The sequence below is a fragment of the Nocardia sp. NPDC127606 genome, from assembly GCF_042671725.1.
In the GTDB taxonomy this organism is placed as follows: domain Bacteria; phylum Actinomycetota; class Actinomycetes; order Mycobacteriales; family Mycobacteriaceae; genus Nocardia.
In genome coordinates, this window is the sequence record NZ_JBHXWQ010000005.1 from 34,242 (window position 1) to 58,390 (window position 24,149).

Genomic DNA, 24,149 nt, shown 5'->3' on the forward strand with positions numbered 1-24,149 from the left:
CGGTGGTGTCGCGGCGTACCGTGAAGCCCGGATTCGAAGTCCGTGAAAATTTTTGAAGTTGAGCGGAACAGACTCAACTTTGTGAGCGTTGAACAAGTCGATACCGGACACACACAAGGAGATTCGTGGACTCGTTCAATCCCACCACCAAGACGCAGGCGGCGCTGACCGCCGCTCTGCAGGCCGCTTCCGCCGCAGGCAATCCGGAGATCCGTCCGGCGCACTTGCTGGTGGCGTTGCTCGACCAGACCGACGGCATCGCCGCACCGCTGCTCAAGGCTATCGGTGTCGACCCGGCGACCGTCGAACGCGAGGCGGGCGACATCGCCGACAAACTGCCGCGTGCCACCGGCGCCACCACCACACCCCAGCTCGGCCGGGAGTCCCTGGCCGCGATCACGGCCGCTCAGCGACTGGCCACCGAACTCGGCGACGAGTACGTCTCCACCGAGAACCTGCTGGTCGGCCTGGCCGACGGCGATTCCGAAGTGGCGAAGCTGCTGCGCAAGCACGGCGCAAGCCCGGAGGCATTGCGCGACGCGTTCGCCACGGTCCGCGGCAGCGCCCGCGTGACCAGCCCCGACCCGGAAGCCAGCTACCAGGCACTGGAGAAGTACTCCACCGACCTCACCGAAGCGGCTCGCGCGGGCAAACTCGACCCGGTCATCGGGCGCGATACCGAGATTCGGCGCGTCGTCCAGGTGCTCAGCAGGCGCACCAAGAACAACCCCGTCCTCATCGGCGAACCCGGCGTCGGCAAGACCGCCATCGTCGAAGGGCTGGCGCGGCGCATCATCGAAGGCGATGTGCCGGAGTCGTTGCGCAACAAGAAGGTCGTCTCGCTCGATCTCGGCGCGATGGTGGCGGGCGCGAAGTATCGCGGTGAATTCGAGGAGCGGCTCAAGGCCGTGCTCGACGACATCAAGAACAGCGCGGGCGAGATCATCACCTTCATCGACGAGCTGCACACCATCGTCGGCGCGGGCGGCACCGGCGACTCGGCGATGGACGCGGGCAACATGATCAAGCCGCTGCTGGCCCGCGGCGAGCTGCGCCTGGTCGGCGCGACCACCCTCGACGAGTACCGCAAGTACATCGAGAAGGACGCCGCGCTCGAACGGCGATTTCAGCAGGTGCTGGTCGGCGAGCCGTCGGTGGCCGACACCATCGGCATCCTGCGCGGCATCAAGGAGCGCTACGAGGTGCACCACGGCGTGCGGATCACCGACTCCGCGCTGGTGGCGGCCGCGACGCTCTCGGACCGCTACATCACCTCGCGGTTCCTGCCCGACAAGGCGATCGACCTGATCGACGAATCGGCCTCGCGACTGCGCATGGAAATCGACTCGCGGCCGGTCGAGATCGACGAGGTGGAACGGGCGGTGCGACGCCTTGAGATCGAGGAGGTCGCGCTCGAGAAGGAGACCGACGCCGCGTCTGAGCAGCGTCTGGAAAAGCTGCGTCAGGAACTCGCCGACGACCGGGAGAAGCTTGGTCAGCTCACCACGCGCTGGCAGAACGAGAAGAACGCGATCGACTCGGTGCGCGGGGTCAAAGAGCAGCTCGAGGCGCTGCGTGGGGAGTCCGAGCGGGCCGAGCGTGACGGCGATCTGGGCAAGGCCGCCGAGCTGCGCTACGGCAGGATCCCGGCGCTGGAGAAGGAACTCGCCGCCGCCGAAGCCGCGAGCGGCACTGCCGCCAGTGGCGAGGTGATGCTCAACGAAGAGGTCACTCCCGACGACATCGCCGACGTCGTCTCGGCGTGGACGGGTGTGCCGGTCGGGCGCATGCTCGAAGGTGAGACCGCCAAGCTGTTGCGGATGGAGACCGAGGTCGCGGGCCGCGTCGTCGGGCAGGAAGAAGCGGTGCAGGCCGTGTCGGACGCGGTCCGCAGGGCGCGCGCCGGTGTCGCCGATCCGAACCGTCCCACGGGCTCGTTCCTGTTCGTCGGCCCGACCGGTGTCGGCAAGACGGAGCTGGCGAAATCGCTCGCCGACTTCCTGTTCGCCGACGAACGCGCCATGGTGCGCATCGACATGAGCGAGTACAGCGAGAAGCACTCGGTGGCTCGCCTCGTCGGCGCGCCGCCCGGATATGTCGGCTACGACCAGGGTGGCCAGCTCACCGAAGCGGTGCGCAGGCGACCGTATTCGGTGGTGCTGTTCGACGAGATCGAGAAGGCGCACCCGGACGTCTTCGACATTTTGTTGCAAGTTCTCGACGAAGGCAGGCTCACCGACAGCCAGGGTCGCACGGTCGACTTCCGCAATACGATCCTCATTCTCACCTCCAATCTCGGCGCCGGTGGCGACCGCGATCAGGTGATGGAGGCGGTGCGGCGCGCGTTCAAGCCGGAGTTCATCAACCGGCTCGACGACGTGGTGATGTTCCACGCGCTCGACGCCGAGCAATTGGAGTCGATTGTCGACATCAACCTGCGTCAGCTGCAGAAACGGCTCTCACAGCGCAGGCTGACCCTCGATGTCACCGAGGAGGCGAAGAAATGGCTGGCCGTGCGCGGCTACGACCCGGCCTACGGCGCCCGGCCCTTGCGCAGGCTGATCCAGCAGGCCATCGGCGACAGCCTGGCCAAGGCGCTCCTGTCCGGTTCGGTCGCCGACGGTGACACGGTGAAGGTGAGTGTGGACGACGCCACCGACAAGCTCGTCGTCGAACGCGAGGTTGTCCACAGCTCGTGATTTATCCACAGCCCGGTGCGTAGGGACCTCCCAAACGCACCGGGCTGTCCTACCCTGGAGCCCATGACGAACCCGAACGATCCGTGGGGGCAACGCCCGGAGGATTCGCCGACCGAACGGCTGGGTTCGCCGGGCACCGACTCGACCACGCCGTACGGAGGCAATTCGTTCGACGAGTGGGGGCAACCGTCGAACCCGACGCAGGCGTTGCCGCCGCACGACGCGCAATGGGGTGACTACGAAAGTGGCTATCCCGCGGCTCAACCTCCGCCGCAGCAGGCGCCGCCCGGGTACGACCAGGGCTACCAGGCACCGCCACCCGGCTATGGCCAGGGCTATCCCGCCGCGCCGCCGCCGGGTTATCCGCCGCGGCCGCAGGACGGTGACCAGGACGAACCGCCCAAACGTCACATCGGGTTGTGGATCGCGCTCGGCTTGGGCGTGCTGGCGTTGATCGCGGTCGGTGGGGTGCTGGCCGGTCTCGTGCTGAGCGGGAACGGCTCGGACGACAACACCGCCTCGGCGCCGACGACCAGCCAACTGCTCGTCCCGCCGACACAGAAACAAACCACTCCGGGCTCTCCGCCGAGCGCGAGCGGACTCCCCGGCTTGCCCGGTCTCGGCGGCGGCGAAGACCTCGGCGCCACCATGGGCAGTATCACCGCCAATACCGGTACCGAGATCACCATGAGCACCCTCGGTGGATCCGACGTACGAGTGCTGATCGACGATGCCACCCAGGTGATCTCGCTGACCAGCACGAAGGCGAGCGAGCTTCCCGTCGGCGACATGGTTATGGTGCAGGGCGACAAGAACCCAGACGGGTCGATCCACGCCAAGATCATTATCAGTACGGCGTTGCCGGGCGGCCCCCGATGAGCGACCCGCGCGTCGAATCCCCGGTGCTACCGGGCAATCACGGCGACGGCTGGATAGGCTAGGCGACGATGACGGCTATGTGGTTCGGGTTAGCAGCGATCGCACTCGTGGGTGCGGTCGTCCTGTTGTATTTCGATCGGGTCCAGCGGCAGCGCACCGGACACGCGAGACAGGTGTGGGCGAAGTCCCAGGGCTACACCTACGTGTCGGTGGAGCCCGCGCTCGCCTCGACGTGGCGCCGTGGCGCGCTGGCCAAGCTCGGCTACCTCTCGGCGGTCGACGTGGTCTCCGGTATTCGCAAGGGCGAGAAGTTCGTGCTCTTCGACCTGGAGGACGCCGCGACCCTGGTGGCCGTGCGACGCCAGATCGGCTCCGAGATCGATGTCGACATGCGGCTCAAGACCGCGGCGCCGCCGAAGGACCACGATCTGGAACTGCTCGGCGCCATCGGCGACCGGGTCGTGTTCGCCACCGACCCCGAGATCGCGCGCCACGCGGTGGATCAGCGGATGGTCGGCTTCATCGAGTCGCTGTCCGACACCGTGCAGATGCTGTGGAGTGAGGGCAACTGGACCCTCGGCATGCTCCCCGTCGGCAGCGGATCCAAGGACTGGGAGACCGCCATCGACGTGGTGCTCCGCCTGTCCGGCCTACTGCACGTGCTGCCCCCGGTGGCCGAGCCGAACGAGTTCACCCGTCCGCGGTCGAGTGCGAATCTCGCACCCGGATTCCGCCCCGAGTACGACGAAGAAGACGAGGATCGCGAATTCGCTTCGGGCCGTGCGGAATACGCCGACGTGGAAGAACGCGGCCGCGCCCGTTTCCCGGGCCCCGACGAACTCGACTCCGATGACGAGCCCTACGCCCCCCGCGGCTCCGCGGCCCGATTCCCCGAAGACGATGAGCCCTCCGCGACGCGTGGCGCCGCAACCCGCGCCGTAGACGATCGCGCCCCGATCGGCGGCCGCGCCCCCGCACTCCCCGCCGACTACGACCCCGATCTCGACGACCCCGAGTTCGAAGACCAGCCCGCGCCCGGCCGACGCCCGCTCGGCGAACCGCCGAAGCGCCCGTCGCTGGCCGTCGTCCCCGAGCCGCGTCCCCGCGCCGAGCCACCGCTCGACGACGCGGAATCGGGTCAGCCGGGTGGACCGTTCCACCCCGGTTTCCGCCCCTACCAGGGCCCTGTTCCGAAGTGATCCACCTGCCGCGGTAGTCGTCGCGGTACCCCGTCGACCGGAATCGACCAGCGATGTCTGATAGTCCTTTACGCCTGCCGGGCGAACGCCGCCCCGTCGCGATGATCACCGGACCGACGTCCGGCATCGGGCAAGGTTTCGCCCACCGTCTCGCCGCCCTCGGCTACGACCTGGTCCTCGTCGCCAGGAACGAGGAACGCCTGCGCGAACTCGCCGACGATGTGGCCCGCCGTTTCGCCACGTCGGCCGAAGTCCTCGTCGCCGACCTGGCCGATGACGACGATCGCGCTCGCGTCGCGGCCCGAGCGGCCCAGGGCATCGAATTCCTCGTCAACAACGCGGGTTTCGCGCATTCGGGTGAGTTCTGGACCCTCGAGCCCGCGGAGCTGCAGGCTCAGCTCGACGTCAACGTCACCTCGGTCCTGCAACTCACCAGGGCAGCCCTGCCGCCGATGATCGCGGCGGGCGCGGGTTCGATCGTGAATGTGGCGAGTGTGGCCGGGTTGATCCCCGGACGGGGGTCGACCTACTCGGCCTCCAAGGCCTACGTCGTATCCTTCACGGAGGGTTTAGCGGGTGGATTGGTGGGCACCGGTGTTCGCATCCAAGCGCTGTGCCCCGGATTCGTGCACACCGAGTTCCACGAGCGCGCGGGCATCGAGATGAGTTCGCTGCCCAAGCGCCTGTGGCTCGACGTCGACCAGGTCGTCGACGGGTGCCTGCAGGATCTGGATTCCGGCCGGGTGATCAGCGTGCCCGGCGTGCAGTACAAGGTGCTCACCGCGGTAGCGGGCTTCGTCCCGCGCACCCTGGTGACCCGCATGAATCGCGGACTCTTCAACGCACGCGGAAGGACATGACTTAGATGATCGACCAAGCACGTCAGGCGCTCACGAAGGCCGATCGCGACCAGCTGGCCGCCCTCGTGCGCGAGCTCGCGGTCGTGCACGGCAAGGTGACGCTGTCCTCGGGCAAGGAAGCCGACTACTACGTCGACCTGCGCCGCGCGACGCTGCACCACCAGGCGGCGCCGCTGATCGGAACGCTGCTGCGCGAGCTCGTCGCCGACTGGGACTTCGACGCTGTCGGCGGGCTCACCATGGGCGCGGATCCGGTCGCGATGGCCGTGATGCACGCGCCGGGTCGCCCGATCGACGCCTTCGTGGTCCGCAAGGCGGCCAAGGCGCACGGCATGCAGCGCCAGATCGAGGGCCCCAACATCGTCGGCAAGCGCGTGCTCGTCGTCGAGGACACCACCACCACCGGCAACTCGCCGCTCACCGCGGTGCGCGCATTGCGTGACGCGGGCGCGATCGTGGTCGGCGTTGCCACCGTTGTCGACCGGGAAACCGGTGCTGACCAGGTGATTGCCGAGGAGGGGCTGGAATATCGATCCATCCTCGGTCTCGACGATCTCGCCCTGGGATAGCCTGAACAACGCCGAACCCGGACGACGACGTGGTCTGTCCGGAAAGTCTGAAGGACGTGTGAGTCACCTGTGGTGAGCATTGCAGTAAACAAAGGTCGCGACAACGTTGCGATGCTCGGGATCGGTGCCTACCGTCCGCAGCGCATCGTCACCAACGCCGAAGTGTGCGAGACCCTCGACTCGACGCCCGACTGGATCTTCGAGCGCACCGGCATCCACAACCGGCGCTGGATCAGTGGCGACGAGACGATCCGGTCGATCGCCGCGGCCGCCGGTGAGCGTGCGCTGAACAACACCCCGATCGATCGCTCCAAGATCGGCGCGGTCATCCTGTGCACGTCGAGCTGGCTCAAGCTCACCCCGCACGGCGCGCCCTCGGTGGCCTTCGACCTGGGCCTCAACGGGGTCGCCGCCTTCGATTTAACGTCCGGTTGCGGTGGCTTCTGTTACGGACTCGGTGTCGCCGCCGACCTGATCCGCGCCGGCTCGTTCGACTACGTGCTGGTGATCGGCGCCGAGACGATGACCGTCGGCCTCGACCCCACCGACCGCGGCACCGCGATGATCTTCGGTGACGGCGCCGGCGCTGTCGTCGTCGGCCCGGCCGAGGACAACGGCATCTCCCCGACGGTCTGGGGCAGCGACGGCGAGAACGCCGAAGCCATCGCCCAGGACGTCGATTTCCTGGAGTACATGAACAAGGCCCAGGCCCTGCAGGGCACCGATCCGGCGGTCGAGGCCGTCGGCCGGATGTCGCTGCACATGGAGGGCCCGAAGGTCTTCCGCTGGGCCGCGGTCACGCTGCCGCGCGCGCTCTCCGCGGCGCTCGACTCCTCCGGCGTGGCCAAGGAGGACATCGAGGTGTTCGTCCCGCACCAGGCCAATGCCCGGATCAACGAATTGATGAAGAAGAATCTCGGCCTGGCCGAGAGCGTCCCGATCGCCAACGACATCGAGAACACCGGCAACACCTCCGCCGCCTCGGTGCCACTGGCGATCGAGGAAATGCTGGTCACCGGGAAGGCGAAGGGCGGTCAGCTCGCGCTACTGCTCGGCTTCGGCGCGGGTCTGAGTTACGCGGGCCAGGTAGTGACCCTGCCGCCCGCCCCGAAGGAACCGAGCTTCTGAGATGCGAGGGTTGCGCGCCGCTTATCTGGGGGCGGCGGCGGTCACCGTGTTCGGTGCCGTCACCGGTCGTGACCGCCTGCAATGGGTCGCCAAGCCACTGCTGATGCCGCTGCTCGCCGCCGACACGGTGACCAGCGGCGTCGATCTCGATCCGGCCGAACGCCGCCTGCTGCTCGGCTCGCTCGCCGCCGCGACGGTCGGCGATGTGCTGCTGCTCGACCCCGACGACGACCGCCGCCTCATCGCGGGCGCGTCGTCCTTCGCGGTCATGCAAACCGGCTACTCCCTGCTGTGGTGGAAGCGCGGTGCCCGGCCTCGCCCCGAGATCGCCCTCCCGCGCGTGGTGGCCTGGGTCGGCGCGGCGGGCTTGCTGCGCGCCAAAGCCCCGAACCTCGTCCTGCCGCTCACCGCCTACGGCGCGACATTGGGCACGGCCGCGACCCTCGCTTCGGACCCAGCTCTCGCCCCGGATGCGAAAAACATCGCGGGCCTGAACATTCCGAACGCGGACCCGCGCAGCGGGTTCGGTGTCGGCGCCTTGCTGTTCACGATTTCGGACGGCCTGATCGTGCTGCGGCGCCTCTTCGCCCGCGACGATCGCACCCGCCGGGTCACCGAGGGCGTCATTCTCGCGACGTACGCCGCCGCGCAATACCTCCTCACGGTTCCGCCGCCCAGGGATTCGAGCCGGACCCAGGTTGTGCACCGATAGTCGGTGGGTTCCTGATACGGGGTGTCACGTGCCGCTTACTTCCGTGTCGTCGCGATGCAACACCTCGCGCGCACGCTTCGTAGATGAGTGGGGAAGCGCAGTTCATCGAGGTGCACGGGTATCGCCGGGCGTTCCGGATGGCCGGAACCGGTCCGCCGCTGCTGCTCATCCACGGCATCACCGACAGCTCGGGGACGTGGGCGCCGGTCTTCGACGCGCTCGCCGAGCACTACACGGTGATCGCACCTGACCTGCTCGGTCACGGCGAATCGGACAAGCCGCGTGGCGACTACGCCGTGGCGGCCTACGCCAACGGCATGCGCGATCTGCTCAGCATCCTTGGCATCGAGCGGATCACGGTCGTCGGGCACTCGCTCGGCGGCGGCGTCGCGATGCAGTTCGCCTACCAGTTTCCCGAGAAGGTGGAGCGGATCGCACTGGTGTGCCCGGCGGGAATGGGTGCGGGGGTGCACCCCGCGTTCCGGCTCGCGACACTGGCGGGCGCCGGCCCGGCGCTGATGGCGATCACCAGCTGGCCGGTCCGCACCGCGGTGACGGCCGCGGTGCCGATCGTCACCGCGCTGGGAGGCCTGGGCCTGGGTCCCGATGCCGAATACGTGCTCCGCCTCTACGGCCACCTCTCCGACTCCGGCGCCCGCAACGCCTTCCTGCGCACCATCCGCGCGGCCGCCGACCGCCGCGGCCAGACGATCACCATGCTCGACCGCGGCTATCTCGCCGCCCACCTCCCCACGCTGGTCGTCGGCGGCACCCGCGACACCGTCATCCCGTCGGGTCACGCCGATCGCGCGCACCGCGCCTTCCCTGGCAGTCGCATCGAAATCTTCGCGGGCGCAGGTCATTTCCCGCATCACTTCGACCCCGACCGCTTCGTCGCGCTGATCCGCTCGTTCATCGAAGAGACCGACCCGGCCGTCTTCGACCCCCTGCGCTGGCAGCGCACCCTCCGCCGCGGTCGCCCGATCGTCGGCCTCCCGTCTCCCGCGCCGTCGAACAGCCCGGAGCCCGCTGTTGCCCCCGCGCGGACGAACGGACACGCCCCGCTCACAGCGCCAGGATGATCCGATCCCGGTCCTGCGGGTCCACCCGAATCGGAACTGTCTGCCCGACAACCATTCTCGTCTTGTGTACCGGCATCACATCCACCACGATCGTCCCGTAATAACTCTCGGACCCGGGCACCGTGAGTTCCACCTCGAACTCGGTGAGCTCACTCGCGTGATCGGTCCGGCTCAACGGATGCACCCCGTCGATGCGCGCCCACCCCTCGAGCCCGTGCCTGAGCAACCGCCGATCCGCCCGCGTCGGCATCGAAGCCCAGGTCATCGCGATCCCGCACGCCGAACCGAACAGCCCGACCATGATCATCACCTGGAACGGCGCCGTTCCCGGTGGTGCGTGCGGCGCCAACCACCCCAACCACACCGCGAGCGCGATCAGATACCCCGCTACGACGCCGATCAGCGCCCGCGATACCCGCGCATGATCCATCACGCTCACCACCGAAAAGACTCTGTCCCTCCAGGATAAACGGCGCTTCGGGGCTGTCACGATTACGCTTCGGACATGAGTTACCCGGACAACGGGCCCCAGGGCTATCCGCAGGGCTATCCCCAGGGTTATTACGGCCCGCCGCCCGAGCATCCGCAGGCCACCACCGTCCTCATCCTCGGCGTGCTGGGCATGTCGCTGTGCGGATTCTGCGCTCCGTTCGCCTGGCTCAAGGGCCGCAGCGTGCTCGCCGAAATCGATGGCTCCGGTGGACAGATCGGTGGCCGCAGACAGGTATATGCCGGGTACATCCTCGGAATCGTCGGCACGTGCTTGCTGGCCTTCACCGTCCTGATCTTCGGTGCCGCCCTGGTGCTGATGGTCGTCGGCGCGATGGCCGATTCCTCGTCGTAGCGAGCCCCCGCCTAGCATTGCCGGGTGAATGAAGCAGAGGTCGCGGGCCCGACCGAGTGGGGCGAGCACCCGCACGGCCTCGGTCCGTGGGAGCAGGAATACGGCACCCCCGTCCCCACCGACGCGCGCTACGACCCTGTTCTGCTGGCCGAGGGCGACCGGCGCAACGTCGTCGACGCCTACCGCTACTGGACCCGCGAGGCGATCGTCGCCGACATCGACGCCCGCCGCTTCCCCTTTCACGTGGCCATCGAGAACTTCGGTCACGACGCCAACATCGGCACCGTGGTTCGTACGGCCAACGCCTTCGCCGCCGCCGCGGTGCACATCGTCGGCAGACGGCGCTGGAACCGTCGTGGCGCCATGGTCACCGACCGCTACCAGCATCTCGTCCACCACAGCGACCTCGCCGAACTGCGTGAGTTCGCCGCGCGCGAGGGTTTGACGGTGGTCGCCGTCGACAATGTGCCCGGCGCGGTCCCGCTCGAGACCGCCGAACTGCCGCGTGACTGCCTGCTGCTGTTCGGCCAGGAGGGCCCCGGCGTCAGCGACGACGCGAAAGACGCAGCGGCCCTGACCGTTTCGATCGCCCAGTTCGGCTCGACCCGCAGCATCAACGCCGGTGTCGCCGCGGGCATCGCCATGCACGCCTGGATCCGCCAACACGCCGACCTGTCTGCGGCCTGGTAACGGAATGGGCACGGAATGTCGGTACCACCTGGCACCATGGAGCCATGACCTCGCGCAGCGGCCGGCGCCCCCAGCCCTCTGATCGCGCCGGATCCGTGCCCACCCCGGCGCTGTGGTCCGAGCGTGCCGATATGGCCGAGTCCGCGATCGTCTCGCGGCATCTGCGGACGCTGTGGGGTTGTCCCGGAACGGAATTGGGAGTTGTCGGCTGGCCGGCGACGCGTCGCGAACGGGCGTTCGCGGGCTGGCACTACTGGTGGCAGGCCCACCTGCTCGACGTGGCGGTCGACGCCGCCAATCGTGTCCCCACCCCTGCCCGCCGCAGGCGCATCGGCGCGATCGCCCGCGGCATCCGGCTACGCAACATCACCGGCTGGACCAATCGCTACTACGACGACATGGCCTGGCTGGCCATCGCCCTGGAACGCGCCGAGCGCACGCAGGAGCTCACCTCGGCCCGCAGCGGCCTGCTCGCCCTCGAGCAGAAGCTCTACGGCGCCTGGGAACCCGAGGTCGGCGGCGGCATTCCGTGGCGGATCAAATCGGACTTCTTCAACGCCCCCGCCAACGGCCCGGCGGGCATCGCGCTCTTACGCCTCGGCCGGGTGGAGCGCGCGCGAGAGATGGCCGACTGGCTCGACGCCACCCTCCGCGACCCCGAATCCGGCCTGATCCTCGACGGGATCCACCTACCCTCGGGCGAGATCGAACGCCCGGTGTTCAGCTACTGCCAGGGTGTGGTCCTCGGTCTGGAAGCCGAACTGGCCGTGCACACCGACGACGACGAACGCCACATAGAACGGGTCAGCAGCCTGCTGGCCGCGGTGGAAGAGCGCATGACCACCCGCCAGGTGATCAACGGCGGAGGCGGCGGTGACGGTGGCCTGTTCAACGGCGTGCTGGCGCGCTACCTCGCGGTGGTCGCGCTGATGTTGCCCGGCGAGGGCAAGCAGGCCGAAACCGATCGGCGCACCGCCGCGGCCATCGTCAAAGCCTCGGCCACCGCCGCCTGGGCCAACCGGCTCGAGTTCGAAGGCGAGCCGCTGTTCGGATTCGACTGGAGCAAACCGGCCAGGCTGCCGGGCGGCACCGCGGGCGCGGGCAAATTCACCGCGGGCGGTTCGGTGACGGCCTCGGCGGTGCCCGAACGCGACCTGTCCGTGCAGCTGTCCGGCTGGATGCTGATGGAAGCGGCCTACCAGGTCACCGCGGCCGGGTTGTAGCTCAGCGCTCGGACTCGACCGCGACGCTCGGCTCGAGGTCGTAATCCTCGACCGGCCTCGCCATCTCCTGGCGGTAGTGCCGGATACCGAGGACGGTGCCGATGATCAGACCGACGACCAGCGTGCCGATCACGGCGGGCATCAGCCACGGGACCTGCTCGAGGAACTCGCCCGCGTAGTACCCGATCAGCAACAGCACCGGCGCCCAGATGACCGCGCCGAGCGTGCTGGCGACGGTGTAGCGCCGATGATCCATCCCGGCCGCACCCGCCACCATCGGGCACAGCGTGCGCACCCACGGAATCCAGCGGGCCACCAGCACCGCGAGGAACCCGTGCCGTTCGAGCAGACCGGTGACCTTGGCCAGATTCTTGGTGTTGATATACCGGCCGTTCTTGCGCGCGACCAGGCGATGCCCGGTCCGCGCCCCGACGACATAACCCACCTGATTACCCGCGATCGCGGCGAGCATCGTGCCCACCGACAACGCCCAGACCTGCGCCTCGCCATTGGCGTGCGAGGCGAGCACGATGCCCGCGGTGATCAGCATGGAATCACCGGGCAGGAACAGCCCGATGATGAACGCACATTCGAGAAAGACGAAAACTAGCACCACCGTGCAGACCACAGCGGGGCCTGCTGAGATCAGCGGATCGAAGCTGCCCATAGCGAGGGTCGACGGTACTGCGGCCACAGGGATCAGTGCGTCTCGTTCGTCGAAGCAGCCAGCTCGCCGCTCTGCGCCGGCGCGGCCGGTGCGTTGCGGCGCTCGAGCACCTTCTTACCGACCGTGATGATCGCGGGCAGGATCGAGACGAACACGATCAGCAGGAAGATTCCCTCGATGTGGTCGCGGATGAAGGGCACGTTGCCGAGGAAGTAGCCCAGGATCGTGACGCCGCCACCCCACAGCACCGCGCCGACGATGTCGAACGCCACGTACTTGCGGTAGCTCATCTTCGACACACCCGCCAGCACCGGCATGAACGTGCGCACGATCGGCACGAACCTGGCCAGAATGATGGTCTTGGGGCCGTGCTTCTCGAAGAACTCGTGCGTCTCGGTGACGTAGTGCTTCTTGAAAAAGCGGCTGTCTTCCTTCTTGAAGATGGCCGGACCGATCTTGCGGCCGATCCAATACGCACACTGGTCGCCGGCGAAGGCTGTGAGAATCACCAACGGCACGAGCACCCAGATCGAGAGGGTCGAGCCCGGCTGCGCCGCGAGCATGCCGCCGGTGAACAGCAGCGAGTCACCGGGCAGCAACGGGAACAGCAGACCCGTCTCGATGAACACAATCGCCAGGATGGCCGGTAGCACCGCGTTCTTCAGCCAGGTTTCCTGGAGCAGATACATCGGGTCCAGCAACTGGGTCAACGCAAGGTTGTTCGTCACCGCATCGGATACCGCCAGCAAAGTCACGGCCCCCACAGTACCGGTCCGATCTGTGACATGAGTGCCCTGCGGGTGAACCTCGCCCCACCGGGTGATCTCGCCGTCGCCTTCCTAATTTAGGGTGTGGCCTGACAGAATTGGTTTTTGCTCCCCACAAGACGGAGGTCACTGCTGTGCCTATCGCGACCCCGGAGGTCTACGCCGAGATGCTCGGCCGGGCCAAGGCGCACTCGTTCGCGTTCCCGGCTATCAACTGCACGTCGTCGGAGACGATCAACGCCGCCATCAAGGGCTTCGCCGACGCGGGCAGTGACGGCATCATCCAGTTCTCCACCGGTGGCGCCGAGTTCGGCTCCGGCCTCGGTGTGAAGGACATGGTCACCGGCGCGGTGGCACTGGCCGAGTTCGCGCACATCGTCGCCGCGAAGTACGACGTGACGATCGCGCTGCACACCGACCACTGCCCCAAGGACAAGCTGGACACCTACGTGCGTCCGCTGATCGCGATCTCGCAGGACCGCGTGAACGCCGGTCTGAACCCGCTGTTCCAGTCGCACATGTGGGACGGCTCGGCCATCCCGATCGACGAGAACCTCGAGATCGCCCAGGAGCTGCTGAAGGCCTGTAAGTCGGCCAACATCATCCTCGAGGTCGAGATCGGCGTCGTCGGCGGCGAGGAAGACGGCGTCGAGGCCGAGATCAACGACAAGCTCTACACCTCGCCCGAGGACTTCGAGAAGACCATCGCCGCGCTCGGCGCGGGCGAGAACGGGCAGTACCTGCTGGCCGCCACCTTCGGCAACGTGCACGGTGTGTACAAGCCGGGCAACGTGGTGCTCAAGCCCGAGGTGCTGGCCGAGGGCCAGCGCGTCGCGGCCGAGAAGCTGGGCCTCGAGTCCGGTGCGCAGCCGTTCGACTTCGTGTTCCACGGTGGTTCGGGCTCGCTGAAGTCCGAGATCGAGGACTCGCTGCGCTACGGCGTGGTGAAGATGAACGTCGACACCGACACCCAGTACGCCTTCACCCGCCCGGTCGCCGGTCACATGCTCGCCAACTACGACGGTGTGCTGAAGATCGACGGTGAGGTCGGTAACAAGAAGGTTTACGACCCGCGCAGCTACCTGAAGAAGGCCGAGACCTCGATGGCCGCGCGCGTGACAGAGGCGTGCAACGACCTGAAGTCGGCCGGACGCTCCGTCAGCGGTTCCTGATTTTCGTACCAGCAAACGGGGCCCGAGCTCATGAGTCTTGATGTCCGTGTGCTCGGGCCCGTTCGACTGCTCGTCGGCGGCGAGCCGGTAGCGGTCGGCGGGCCCAAGCCGCGCGCTCTCCTTGCCGCGCTCACCGTCAATCGGCGGCGCGCGGTGTCTTCTGCTGTGCTCGCCGAGATGGTCTGGAACGAGGATCCGCCGGATTCCTACGCCGCCAGCCTGCAGGTGTTCGTGTCGAATATCCGCAAAGCGCTGCGCAATGCGGGGATCGACTCCGCGCAGGTGCTGCGGACCGAGGGTGCGGGCTATCGGCTCGAAATCCCCGATACCGCGTGCGATCTCGGACGTTTCGAGAGCGCGCGCGAAGCGGGTTCGCGGTGTTTGGACGTCGGGGACCACCCTGGTGCCGCCAATCTTTTCGGTGCGGCACTGCGGGAATGGACCGGGCGGGCACTGGCCGACCTGGCCGGATTGCAATTCGCCGACGGGTTCGCCACCGCGATGAACGAGGAGCGGCTGCTTGCCGTCTCCGCGCGCGTCGACGCGGAAATCGCCTGCGGCCGGGCATCTTCGGTGATCGGCGAGTTGGTGTCGATGACCAACGAGCATCCGCTGCGCGAGCCGCTGTGGGGGCAGTTGATCACCGCGCTGTATCTGTCCGGGCGGCAGGCGGACGCGCTGGAGGCGTGCCGGCGGGTGCGCACCGTGCTGGCCGAGGAACTGGGAATCGACCCAGGGGCCGCGCTGATCGAGCTGGAGCGGCAGGTGCTGCGCCAGGAACCGTTGAATGTGTTGGCGTCCAGGCGATCTGATCAGGTGGCCGCGGCGATGACCGAGACTGTCACCGAGGTGCCGCAGTCGATTCGCAACGGCAATCTGCGATTCGCTGACGGGCGGACGCTGCCGATTCCCCACGGGGGGATCAGGATCGGCCGGATGACGGATAACGAACTCGTTCTCGATGATCCGAAGGCGAGCCGGTACCACGCGCACATCATGCCCAGCCGTGCCGGGCTGTTGATCAAGGACCTGCACTCGGCCAACGGGGTCTATGTCAACGAGGTGCCGATCGACAACGGGGCACTGCTGGCCGATGGGGATGTAATCCGTATCGGCGGAACTGTTCTGGTGTTCATCGCGGTGAAGTAGGCCCGGGTCCCAGGTCCGCCACGGCCATGGGTCGTGGCCGACCTGGGATGGGCAGGTGCTACGTCAGGCGGATTTCGGCTGCCGCTCGGCCGAAGAGCTTGCGGCCCTCGGAGACTCCGCTCAGCAGCACGGTCGCCGCGCGACGGTCGGGATCGATCGACTTGATCTTTCCCGAGAATTCGATGACGCCTGCCTCGGCGGGGGGAACCGGGACGAATCCCGAGAAGCGGACGCTCAGCTTCTCGATGGCGGTCGGGTCGCCCAGCCAGTCGGTCAGGTACTGCGCGGTAAGACCCATGGTGAGCAGGCCGTGCGCGACCACGGTGGGGAGCCCGGCCAGTTCGGCGGCGCGGTCGCTGAAGTGGATCGGGTTGGGGTCGCCGGACACGCCCGCGTAGTTGGCCAGGTCGCCGCGGGTCAGGCGGGCGGTGGCGGGGGGAAGTTCGGTTCCCTTTGCCAGCGAGTCGAATTCGGGGGTGGTGTTGACCGCGACGATCTCGCGCACGGGGAGCGCGGGGGCAGGGCCGGTGTGGCGGATCAGGAGATCGCCGGTGCCGACGCCGCCGATGGTGTCGGGGCGCGGATGCATGCTGATGTTCTCGACGGCCTCGACGATGTTGGGGTCGACCTCGATGCCGCGCCGGGCCACGATCGTGGTGGTGCCCTGCACGGCGACCTGGTCGTGCTGGTTGCGCAGTTTGAAGCCGACATTGATGAAGTCGTTGTCGGCGAACTGGCGAATCGACTCGATCTCGATCTCGGTGCTGATCCGGTCGCCCGCCAGCATCGGGAGGAACAACTCGAAGACCTGGTCGGTCTGCAGCACCTGCGACAGGTCGTACTCGGTGAGCACGCTGTCGAGCAGGGCGCGGGTGGCGGTCATGCCGATCACCGACGCGAAGGTCGGCGGGGCGATCACCCCGTCGTAGCCGAGCTTGCGCGCGTCGACTTCCTGCTGATGGGCGGGGTGCAGATTCTGCACCGCGCGAGCGAATTCCCGGATTTTCTCGCGGCCGACTTCGTAGTGATCGCGGAAGGCGAAGCGCTGACCGACCAGCGTCGCATCCGGGACCACAGCATCGATGTCCGGCTGCTCCACTGTCTGTTCCCTGCTCATGATCCGGAAAACTTTACTTGTTCACCCGTCTGGATCACCAGTTATGTGTGACCCGTCATAGCAGGCAGAAGAGCCCACTACGACGGGTCGGCGCACGATCAGGGAGTTCCCGCGGGGTCGCACACCTTCCAGCTACCGTCGGTGCGCTGCAGGTCGAACGTGCGCGCGGTCCGTTTCGACGGGTCCGCCGTGGTGTACACCGTGGCCTGGGCCAGGGCGGTGTCACCGGTGATCCGCACCGCGTCCACGCTGTCGACCACCGGAATGGAACCGCGCTCGGTCGAGACCTCGTGCACGCCCTTGAACTGCTCGGGAGTGATGCCCTGATAGAACGTGTGCAGCTCGCCACACGTACTCGCCCGCAGGTCCTCCAGGTCACCGCTACGCAGCGCGTCGGTGTAGTCCCCGATCACCGCCTTCACCTGTCCCTCGGGCGAATCGTCCGCACCGCCCATCAGTGCCACGACCGTCGCGATCAAGGCGACGACCAGCGCCGAGGCGCCACCGGCAGCCAGGAACCACTTCTTGGACCGCTTGGCCCCGGCCTCACCGGGCTCCTCACTCTGCTGGACCCCGATCCGCTGCGGCGGAGCCACCTGCCGCTGCCCCTCGGCCAACTGCTGGGCCGGTCGAGTCGGCTGGATATCCGCGGGCGAAGGCGCCGATCCGCCCGTCCGCTGCGGCGCACCCGGCCCGCGCGGCGGCGACGGCTGAGTCTCCTCGATTCCCTGCTGATCGGATTCGGCCGGGGCGGGGCCACCGGGGGACTGATTGCCCGCGGCCGTGAGTCCGGACAGACCGGCCGCCGCGGGTCCGCCGGGGCGCGGGCCCGCAGGCCCTTGCTGACCGGGGCCTTGCTGACCTCGTGCTGGTCCCTGCTGAACCGGTCCCTGTCCGTATTGGCCGGGACCCGCAGGTCCCTGCTGTCCCGGACCCGCGGGGTGCTGACCCGGACCGGCAGGACCGCCGATCCCGGGCTGTCCTGCCTGTCGGGGACCGGCAGGACCGCGCGGCGTATTCGGCGGCGGCGTCATCGCCGGCCGCCCACCGGCGGGCGGCACGACCCGGTCGGTCCCGCCCGGCCCGGTGGTCTTCGGCCGCTGCACCGGCATCGCGGTGGTCGGTGCGTCCGCCGAACTCACTGTCCGCATCGCCACGGTCCGATCCTCGGACCCGGACCCGGACCGGGGGCCTGCGTCCTTCGGCCCACTGGTCTGGAACTTCTCGGTCGCGTCGACGTCGACCGGCTTGTCGCCCCGCGAGTCACCCTGTCCCGCAACAGCACCGGCCTTGACGGCTTCGGATCCTGCTGCCTCGGCGTCCGCTGCTTGCTCGGCAGGCGAGGGTGCGGTGCTTGCGGGCGCGGTGCTTGCGGGCTCTGTGGCGGTGGACCCGGTGGTCGTGACCGAGTCGGCCTCGGTGTTCGCAGCGGCAGTCGGGTCGTCCTTCTGCTCCGCGGTGGCCGACGCACTCGAATCAGCTTCGGCTGCCGCCCCTTCCGTGGAGCTGTCGCCGTCCTGCGCCTGCGTGTCGGAGCTGTCCTCGGCGTTCGACTTCGAGCCCCGCGCATCCGACGCCTCGTCGGACCCGCCACTCGCTGTCGCCGCCGCTGCGGCACCTGCGGCGACGGCACCTGCCGCCGCTGCTCCGGCCACCGCGCCACGTGCGGTTGTGTCATCCGGTGCGGATTCGTCGCCGAACTCCGCATCCGTCGCCGCTGCGAGATCGGCCCTGTTCATCGCGGCGGTCGGCACATCGGCCTGAGCCGATTTCGCCTGGGAGCCACCCATTTTCACCGTGCGGTCATCCGCCGAACCCCCGCGCCCCGCCGTCGGATTCCGCCCGGGAATCGACATCGCGGTCGTCGGCGCGTCCGGTCCGGCGAGGTTGGCACCCTGCTCGTCCCGCGCCGCAGGGCCCGAAACCTTCGCTTGGTCGCCCCGGCTCCCGCCGGGCAACCCCTTCGACAATCCGGCCAACGGCGAGCCGCCGTCAGCTGAATCCTGTTCCGCCCCTTGCTCGCCTGGTCGGCCATTCGAACCCGAGGGCACGTTCCCTTGCCGCCCGACGGAAGGCGAGCCACCACCGACTCGCGAATCGCCACCCGGTCCGGCAGGCTGTGATCCACCACTCACAGGGCCCGGTCCGCCCGGCTGCCGAGCACCGGGCGCACCGGCATTGCCGCCCTCGACACGGGGTCCACCGGCCTGCTGCGAGCCCGGGCCACCGCCCGGTCCATAGCCCGCGTGCGGTCCACCACCTTGCTGAGAACCCGGCCCGCGTCCCGCTGGCGGTCCACCTGCATGCGGGGTACCCGGACTACTCGGCCCGCGCCCTGCTTGCGGTCCGCCTCCTTGCTGAGAACCCGGCCCACTCGGCCCGCGCCCCGCCGGCGGTTGCGAACCGGGACGACCGCCCGGCCCGTATCCCGCCTGGGGTCCACCGCTCGGTCCGCGTCCCACTTGTGGTCCGCCGCCCTGCGGCGAACCGGGCCGGCCGACCGGACTCGCGGCCCGCGGCCCGCCCTGACCCGAATGCGGTTGTGCACCAGGCGCATTGCCCGGATGACCTGAAGGTTGTTGAGCACCAGCGACATTGCCCGGCTGTCCCGCTCCCGGCCGCGCCCCTCCGGGCGTGAACCCCGGCCGGCCCCACGACTGCTGTGCACCCGGCCCCGAAGGCTGTTGTCCGCCGGGCGCAGTGCCACCCGGCCGCCCACCAGCGGCGTTACCCTGCGGTGCGCGAGGTCCATCTTGGGCAGACCCACCCTGCACCCGAGATCCACCGGGAGCCACGGGTCCACCCGGGCGCTGCGCGCCACCAGGTCGGTCGCCCGGCCCCGGGGCGGGCTGCGTCCCACCGGAACGTGCGTCCTGCACGCGCGCACCGTCATCGGGTCGACCCGGCAGATCTCCTCGCCGGATCACCACCGTCTCATCAGGACTCACCGGCGGCCTCGTCGCCCGGTCCGGCTCGGTGACCGACTCCGGTGCGCCGGGAGGGGACGCGGACGAATCGTCACGCTGGCCGGGCGCGCCGGGACCGGCAGACTCTGCTGCCGGGTTGTTCTCGTCGGTCGGGTCGGACACCTCTGTACCCCTCGCTCAGGCTCGAACGTTGCACTCTGCGCTCAGCCTAATAGGCACAGCCGCGAAGCGGTCCCAAGTCTCTCGCGCACGGCCGCGGCGAAGGGGAAGGCAGGCCTCGAAGGTGCGGGCCGGTCACCATCTGCCACAGCCTCGGTGCACAATGAACCCATGACCTCCTTCGGTGACCTGCTCGGACCGCAGCCGGTCCTCCTTCCCGAACTGATCGACGCCGAAGACGCCATCGCCGCGGGCACCGACCCGGTCGAGGTCGCGGCGCAGTTCCCGGCCGCGTCGATCGCGTGGGCCCAGCTGGCAGAGGCCGCTCTGCGACGCGCGGGCGGCGAGGTGAACCACGACACCGTCGCGGCCTACGCCTTCGCCCGCACCGGCTACCACCGCGGCCTCGACCTGCTGCGGCGCAACGGCTGGAAGGGTTTCGGCCCCGTCCCGTGGAGCCACGAACCCAACCAGGGCTTCCTGCGCAGCGTCGGCGCGCTGGCGAGCGCGGCGAAGACGATCGGCGAGACCGAGGAGTACGCGCGCTGCCTCGACCTGCTCGAAGACTGCGACCCGCGCGCGGCGAACGAACTCGGCCTGGACTGAGCCAGCGGTCGGGTCCGAGTCGTAGGTGAGCGAACACAAGCCTTTCGTCGCCGTTGCCACGCCGGTTGTCGCGGCCGCCAAGGTCAGCACCGTCGGCCGGTACCGGGCGTCGATCGAGCGCCTGCGGCTCTCGGCGATCCCGATCATCCAGTGCGCGCTCGGCGCCGCGCTGGCGTGGTTCATCGCCCACAACCTCGTCGGCCACATCGAGCCGTTCTTCGCGCCGACCGCCGCCGTGGTCTCCATCGGTATCTCGTTCGGTGCGCGAGTGCGCCGGTCGGTGGAACTGGTGGTGGGTGTCGCGGTCGGCATCGGCATCGGCGACCTGTTCATCGCCCAGGTCGGGACCGGCGTCTGGCAGGTGGCCCTGGTGGTCGGCGGCGCCATGGCGGTGTCGGTCTTTCTCGGCAGCGGCGCGCTCATGACCATGCAGGCGGCGGGTTCGGCCGTGCTGGTCTCGACCTTGAACCAGGCGCCCGGCGCGGGTCCGAACCGCATGATCGACGCCTTGATCGGCGGACTCGTCGGCGTGGTGATGGTCGCGCTGATCCCACTGCACCCGGTGCGCCGCGCCCGCGAACACGCCGCCGACGTGCTGTCGGTGATGAGTAAATCGATGATCACCTGCGCCGAGGGCCTGCTCGAACAGAACTCGACGAAGGTCGCCGACTCGCTGTCGGCGGTCCGCGACACCCAGCCCCAGATCGACGCCCTGCGCGACGCGCTCGCGGGCGGCCGTGAGATCAGCCGCATCTCACCGCTGTACTGGAATTCCCGAAAACGTTTGGAACGCATCCACAACGCGGCCGACCCGCTCGACAACGCGGTCCGCAATACCCGTGTGCTGCTTCGCCGCTCGCTCACCCTGGTCCGCGACGACGAGGTCCTCGATCCGCGCTTGATCGACCTGGTCGACCAGCTGGGCCACGCCACCGACGTGGTCCGCAAGATGATGCTGGCCGATCCGGGCGAGCAACCCGATCAGGCCGAAGCTCTCAAGTCGTTGCGCAGCGTCGCCAAGTCTGCCCGTCCCGAACTTGTGGTGGGGGCGGGCTTGTCGGCGCATGTGGTGTTCGCGCAGCTGCGCTCGATCGTGGTGGACCTGATGGTGGTGTGCGGGATGCAGCGCATCTCGGCGATCGCGCTGCTCCCGCCCACTGTGCCCAATCCCTATGTGACGCCCGAGGAATAGCCTCAGTCGCCGACGGGTGAAACGCGCGGGCGCCCCGGTCGCAGCGAGAAACGCTTGCGATCGAAATCCCACGCCCGGTAGATCGGCCACTGCGAGGTGTGCATGATCCAGGCGCCGGTGATCACCGCGCGATGGAACGGCACGATGGCGTAGCCCTGATTGGCGATGGTCTGCAGGCCGCGCAATTGGTACTTCCACCACACGTCCGGCGGGGTCTTGCGACGGCGCGCGGAGATCTCGGCTCGCAACGTCGGCAGCTGGTCGATGCGCAGCTTCGCCTTCGACAGGCACAGTGCCAGATCGAGGTCTTCGTGCAGGTCGCGGCGGGTGGTGGTGGCCGAACGCACCTGCTCCCAGGCCGAGCGCCGGATCGCCATATTGGCGCCGTGCACATTGCCGACGGGCTGGGTCTTGATCATCCCCAGCCGTTCCTGCCCGCCGATCGCGGCCGCGAGGAAGATGCCGATCGGGGAGTCGTGATAGGTGCTGATGCCGGTCACCGCCATGGTGTCCGAGTAGGAGTCGAGGTGGGCGCGCACGGTGGCGCCCCAGTCGGGGGAGACGAGGGTGTCGGCGTCGATGCGGCCGAGGTAGTCACCGCGAGCCTTGTCGAAGCCGGTGTTGCGAGCGAACGCGACGCCGGGCTGCGGCTCGCAGATCAGCTCGATCTTGGGATGTCGGGTGGCGAGGTCGGCGACGATCTCGCGGGTGTTGTCGGTGCTGCCGTTGTCGACGACGACGATCTCATCGATCGTGTCCTGGCCGACGAGGCGCTCGAGGCATGCGGTGATGCCCGCTGCTTCGTCTAGCGCCGGGATGACGACGGACAGGACAGCGGACGATCCGGTGGAGCTCATACGCAATTTCCGTTCCAGGGTCGATTCTGACCCGAGGCTATCAACGCCAGAAACGGGTCAACTGACCACCGTAGGCGGCCCACACCTCTGGTACCCCCGACAGTTCGAACAATGCGTAAACACCGTTGAAGAACACCTGACTCAGCGGAGTGAAAAAGATGACAGCGAACAGAATCAACATGCCGTAGGGCTTGAACTGATCGAGCGAGCGCCGTGTCTGGTAACTCAGCGACGGCTCGATGATCCCGTAGCCGTCCAGCCCCGGCACCGGCAGGATGTTCAGCAGAAACGCCGTGATCTGCAGAAACGCCAGGAAGCTGAGCCCGCACCAGAACGCGGGATGCTCGGCGACCGACCCGAAAGCCCGGATCACGATCAGCAGCACCACCGCGCACAGCGCGTTCGACGCGGGTCCGACCGCGCTCACCAGGCGCTGCACGCTCGTCGTGAACCGTGTCGTGTCCACATACACCGCGCCGCCGGGCAACCCGATCCCGCCGAGCGCGATGAACACCAGCGGCAGGCCGATCGACAGCACGGGGTGGCTGTACTTCAGCGGATTCAGCGTGAGATACCCACGCACCTCCACCTCGTGATCGCCCGCCCGCCACGCCACATACGCGTGGGAGAACTCGTGCAGGCACAGGCTGATGATCCAGCCGAACACCACGAGCACGAACACGCCGACCTTGGCGCGCACCGAATCGATGTCGGCGTCCCAGGCGAGTGCACCGCCGCCCACGGTGATCAGGACGATCAGCAGGAAAACCGGGCTCGGCCGGACCGCGCTGTGCCCGGACCGCCGATCCGAGGGGAAGGAGTAGGTCATCGCACCAAGAGCCAGGGTTGTTCGAATCGGTAAAAGGTCGAGCGGGGGACGGTGCGTTCGGCGGTGATCCCGTCGCGGGTGACAACCGCCCCCGGCGTCCCGAGCTGGGCGGCGCGGCCGGATACCCAGGTGCGCTTGCGCAGGCCTTTGCGTACTCGCGCGCGGACACCGGGCATGGTCATCGTCGGGGAGATCAGCAGCGTGGTGACCTTGCCGGTGAACAGCAGCGTGTCGTCGACATAGGCTTCGCCCTCGAGCTTCGCGCCGTCCATGCCGGTGATGCTCGCGCGGCCGACCAGCACGGTGCCGGTGTCGTCGCGGATCAGCGGAGTCTCGATCGCCCGGCCCTCCACCGCTCGCTTCGCGGCGCCGTTGCCGGTGCCGGTCTGATAGACCCGCGAGGCGTAGGTGGTGTCGACCGGGACGAAACCGACTTCGACGTGCAATCGCTCGGTGCGCATCAGATGGGTGAGCACGGCGGCGAGCGAGGCATCGGCGCCGAGCACGATCAGGCGCGGCAGGCTGTCGGCGGCCAGCACCGGAAGCAGCTCGTCGATCACCGCGACATCGGGGACACGCCCGGTCTGGGTGTTGGGTAACGAGGAGAGCGCGATCGGGACCGGCATGTCACCGCATCGGAGAACGTGGGTACTCAAACTGCGGTACACCCTCCTCGGTCACGCAAACTCACTGCCGACTGGTAACCGTAACCGATCAGGGCAGGTGCGGTAGGGCGGGGTCGAACCGCTCCGGCCGGGGCAGGTCGACGGGACCTGATCGGGCGTCGGCTAGACTGTGTCTCCGGCCACCGCCTCAGTACGG

The 24,149-nt window shown here is 68.3% G+C and carries 24 protein-coding genes; 15 read left to right on the plus strand and 9 right to left on the minus strand.

Translation table 11 applies throughout. The features are described from left to right. The first annotated feature begins 125 nt into the window (after nt 1-125). The 8 genes from clpB to ACFVJ5_RS22410 all read left to right on the plus strand — a co-directional run bounded on the left by clpB (nt 126) and on the right by ACFVJ5_RS22410 (nt 9,128). Entirely contained in the window at nt 126-2,699 is a 2,574-nt protein-coding gene (gene clpB, locus ACFVJ5_RS22375; RefSeq protein ID WP_379222762.1) for an ATP-dependent chaperone ClpB, read from the plus strand. A 63-nt stretch (nt 2,700-2,762) separates the two neighbouring features. Then, a complete protein-coding gene (locus ACFVJ5_RS22380; RefSeq protein WP_379222764.1) occupies nt 2,763-3,578 on the plus strand; it encodes a DUF5666 domain-containing protein in 816 nt (271 codons plus the stop codon). Between the two features lie 68 nt (nt 3,579-3,646). Beyond that, nucleotides 3,647-4,777, plus strand: a complete 1,131-nt coding sequence (locus ACFVJ5_RS22385) for a hypothetical protein (RefSeq protein WP_379222766.1) — start codon at nt 3,647-3,649, stop codon at nt 4,775-4,777. A gap of 53 nt (nt 4,778-4,830) precedes the next feature. Continuing rightward, nucleotides 4,831-5,637 carry an SDR family NAD(P)-dependent oxidoreductase gene (locus ACFVJ5_RS22390; RefSeq protein WP_379222768.1) on the plus strand — a complete coding sequence of 269 codons (807 nt, stop codon included), beginning with the start codon at nt 4,831-4,833 and terminating at the stop codon, nt 5,635-5,637. 5 nt (nt 5,638-5,642) lie between these two features. After that, entirely contained in the window at nt 5,643-6,206 is a 564-nt protein-coding gene (gene pyrE / locus ACFVJ5_RS22395; protein WP_358061648.1) for an orotate phosphoribosyltransferase, read from the plus strand. A 69-nt stretch (nt 6,207-6,275) separates the two neighbouring features. Further along, nucleotides 6,276-7,334 carry a beta-ketoacyl-ACP synthase 3 gene (locus ACFVJ5_RS22400; RefSeq protein WP_379222770.1) on the plus strand — a complete coding sequence of 353 codons (1,059 nt, stop codon included), beginning with the start codon at nt 6,276-6,278 and terminating at the stop codon, nt 7,332-7,334. A gap of 1 nt (nt 7,335) precedes the next feature. After that, nucleotides 7,336-8,046 carry a lysoplasmalogenase family protein gene (locus ACFVJ5_RS22405; RefSeq protein WP_379222772.1) on the plus strand — a complete coding sequence of 237 codons (711 nt, stop codon included), beginning with the start codon at nt 7,336-7,338 and terminating at the stop codon, nt 8,044-8,046. Nucleotides 8,047-8,129: 83 nt separating this feature from the next. After that, nucleotides 8,130-9,128 (plus strand): alpha/beta fold hydrolase, encoded by a 999-nt coding sequence (locus tag ACFVJ5_RS22410; RefSeq protein ID WP_379222774.1) that lies wholly within the window; start codon nt 8,130-8,132, stop codon nt 9,126-9,128. Here ACFVJ5_RS22410 and ACFVJ5_RS22415 read toward each other — a convergent pair. Then, entirely contained in the window at nt 9,112-9,558 is a 447-nt protein-coding gene (locus ACFVJ5_RS22415; protein ID WP_379223371.1) for a hypothetical protein, read from the minus strand. The two genes, ACFVJ5_RS22410 and ACFVJ5_RS22415, sit on opposite strands and share 17 nt — an antisense overlap. Before the next feature lie 75 nt (nt 9,559-9,633). Here ACFVJ5_RS22415 and ACFVJ5_RS22420 point away from each other — a divergent pair, with 75 nt between their 5' ends. From ACFVJ5_RS22420 to ACFVJ5_RS22430, 3 genes are all read left to right on the plus strand, one after another. Then, entirely contained in the window at nt 9,634-9,972 is a 339-nt protein-coding gene (locus ACFVJ5_RS22420) for a DUF4190 domain-containing protein (RefSeq protein WP_379222775.1), read from the plus strand. Between the two features lie 24 nt (nt 9,973-9,996). Then, nucleotides 9,997-10,662 carry a TrmH family RNA methyltransferase gene (locus ACFVJ5_RS22425; protein WP_379222777.1) on the plus strand — a complete coding sequence of 222 codons (666 nt, stop codon included), beginning with the start codon at nt 9,997-9,999 and terminating at the stop codon, nt 10,660-10,662. A gap of 131 nt (nt 10,663-10,793) precedes the next feature. Next, nucleotides 10,794-11,885, plus strand: coding sequence for a glycoside hydrolase family 76 protein (locus ACFVJ5_RS22430; protein ID WP_379223373.1), 1,092 nt, complete (start codon nt 10,794-10,796; stop codon nt 11,883-11,885). 1 nt (nt 11,886) lies between these two features. On the opposite strand, the gene ACFVJ5_RS22435 is transcribed toward ACFVJ5_RS22430, so the two are convergent. After that, complete coding sequence (locus ACFVJ5_RS22435; RefSeq protein ID WP_379223375.1) at nt 11,887-12,552, minus strand: DedA family protein; 666 nt, start codon at nt 12,550-12,552, stop codon at nt 11,887-11,889. A gap of 32 nt (nt 12,553-12,584) precedes the next feature. Then, the gene (locus tag ACFVJ5_RS22440) at nt 12,585-13,241 is read right to left on the minus strand and encodes a DedA family protein (protein WP_378634467.1); all 657 of its coding nucleotides are present in this window, start codon (nt 13,239-13,241) and stop codon (nt 12,585-12,587) included. A gap of 212 nt (nt 13,242-13,453) precedes the next feature. Between ACFVJ5_RS22440 and fbaA the strand changes: the two genes are divergently transcribed. Both fbaA and ACFVJ5_RS22450 read left to right on the plus strand, forming a co-directional pair. Further along, complete coding sequence (fbaA, locus tag ACFVJ5_RS22445; RefSeq protein WP_358184881.1) at nt 13,454-14,491, plus strand: class II fructose-bisphosphate aldolase; 1,038 nt, start codon at nt 13,454-13,456, stop codon at nt 14,489-14,491. 30 nt (nt 14,492-14,521) lie between these two features. Further along, complete coding sequence (locus ACFVJ5_RS22450; RefSeq protein WP_379222779.1) at nt 14,522-15,640, plus strand: BTAD domain-containing putative transcriptional regulator; 1,119 nt, start codon at nt 14,522-14,524, stop codon at nt 15,638-15,640. A 58-nt stretch (nt 15,641-15,698) separates the two neighbouring features. Here ACFVJ5_RS22450 and ACFVJ5_RS22455 read toward each other — a convergent pair whose 3' ends face one another. From ACFVJ5_RS22455 to ACFVJ5_RS22465, 3 genes are all read right to left on the minus strand, one after another. Then, on the minus strand, nt 15,699-16,757 hold the full coding sequence (locus ACFVJ5_RS22455; protein WP_379222781.1) for a fused (3R)-hydroxyacyl-ACP dehydratase subunits HadA/HadB: 1,059 nt from the start codon (nt 16,755-16,757) through the stop codon (nt 15,699-15,701). Between the two features lie 98 nt (nt 16,758-16,855). Next, nucleotides 16,856-18,547, minus strand: coding sequence for a hypothetical protein (locus ACFVJ5_RS22460; protein WP_379222783.1), 1,692 nt, complete (start codon nt 18,545-18,547; stop codon nt 16,856-16,858). 341 nt (nt 18,548-18,888) lie between these two features. Beyond that, the gene (locus ACFVJ5_RS22465) at nt 18,889-19,200 is read right to left on the minus strand and encodes a hypothetical protein (RefSeq protein WP_379222785.1); all 312 of its coding nucleotides are present in this window, start codon (nt 19,198-19,200) and stop codon (nt 18,889-18,891) included. Between the two features lie 814 nt (nt 19,201-20,014). Between ACFVJ5_RS22465 and ACFVJ5_RS22470 the strand changes: the two genes are divergently transcribed. Together ACFVJ5_RS22470 and ACFVJ5_RS22475 are read left to right on the plus strand one after the other, a co-directional pair. Then, nucleotides 20,015-20,449: a DUF3151 domain-containing protein gene (locus ACFVJ5_RS22470; RefSeq protein ID WP_379222787.1), complete on the plus strand. Its 435-nt coding sequence runs from the start codon at nt 20,015-20,017 to the stop codon at nt 20,447-20,449. Nucleotides 20,450-20,474: 25 nt separating this feature from the next. Beyond that, nucleotides 20,475-21,641 (plus strand): aromatic acid exporter family protein, encoded by a 1,167-nt coding sequence (locus ACFVJ5_RS22475; RefSeq protein ID WP_379222789.1) that lies wholly within the window; start codon nt 20,475-20,477, stop codon nt 21,639-21,641. Nucleotides 21,642-21,643: 2 nt separating this feature from the next. Here the strand turns inward: ACFVJ5_RS22475 and ACFVJ5_RS22480 are convergent, their stop codons facing one another. The 3 genes from ACFVJ5_RS22480 to ACFVJ5_RS22490 are packed head-to-tail and all read right to left on the minus strand — an operon-like array spanning nt 21,644 to nt 23,953. Beyond that, nucleotides 21,644-22,498 (minus strand): glycosyltransferase, encoded by an 855-nt coding sequence (locus ACFVJ5_RS22480; RefSeq protein ID WP_379222791.1) that lies wholly within the window; start codon nt 22,496-22,498, stop codon nt 21,644-21,646. A gap of 40 nt (nt 22,499-22,538) precedes the next feature. Then, the gene (locus tag ACFVJ5_RS22485) at nt 22,539-23,327 is read right to left on the minus strand and encodes a site-2 protease family protein (protein ID WP_379222792.1); all 789 of its coding nucleotides are present in this window, start codon (nt 23,325-23,327) and stop codon (nt 22,539-22,541) included. Continuing rightward, nucleotides 23,324-23,953, minus strand: coding sequence for a hypothetical protein (locus ACFVJ5_RS22490; RefSeq protein WP_379222794.1), 630 nt, complete (start codon nt 23,951-23,953; stop codon nt 23,324-23,326). Before ACFVJ5_RS22490 ends, ACFVJ5_RS22485 begins: the two co-directional genes overlap by 4 nt. Between the last annotated feature and the right edge of the window lie 196 nt (nt 23,954-24,149).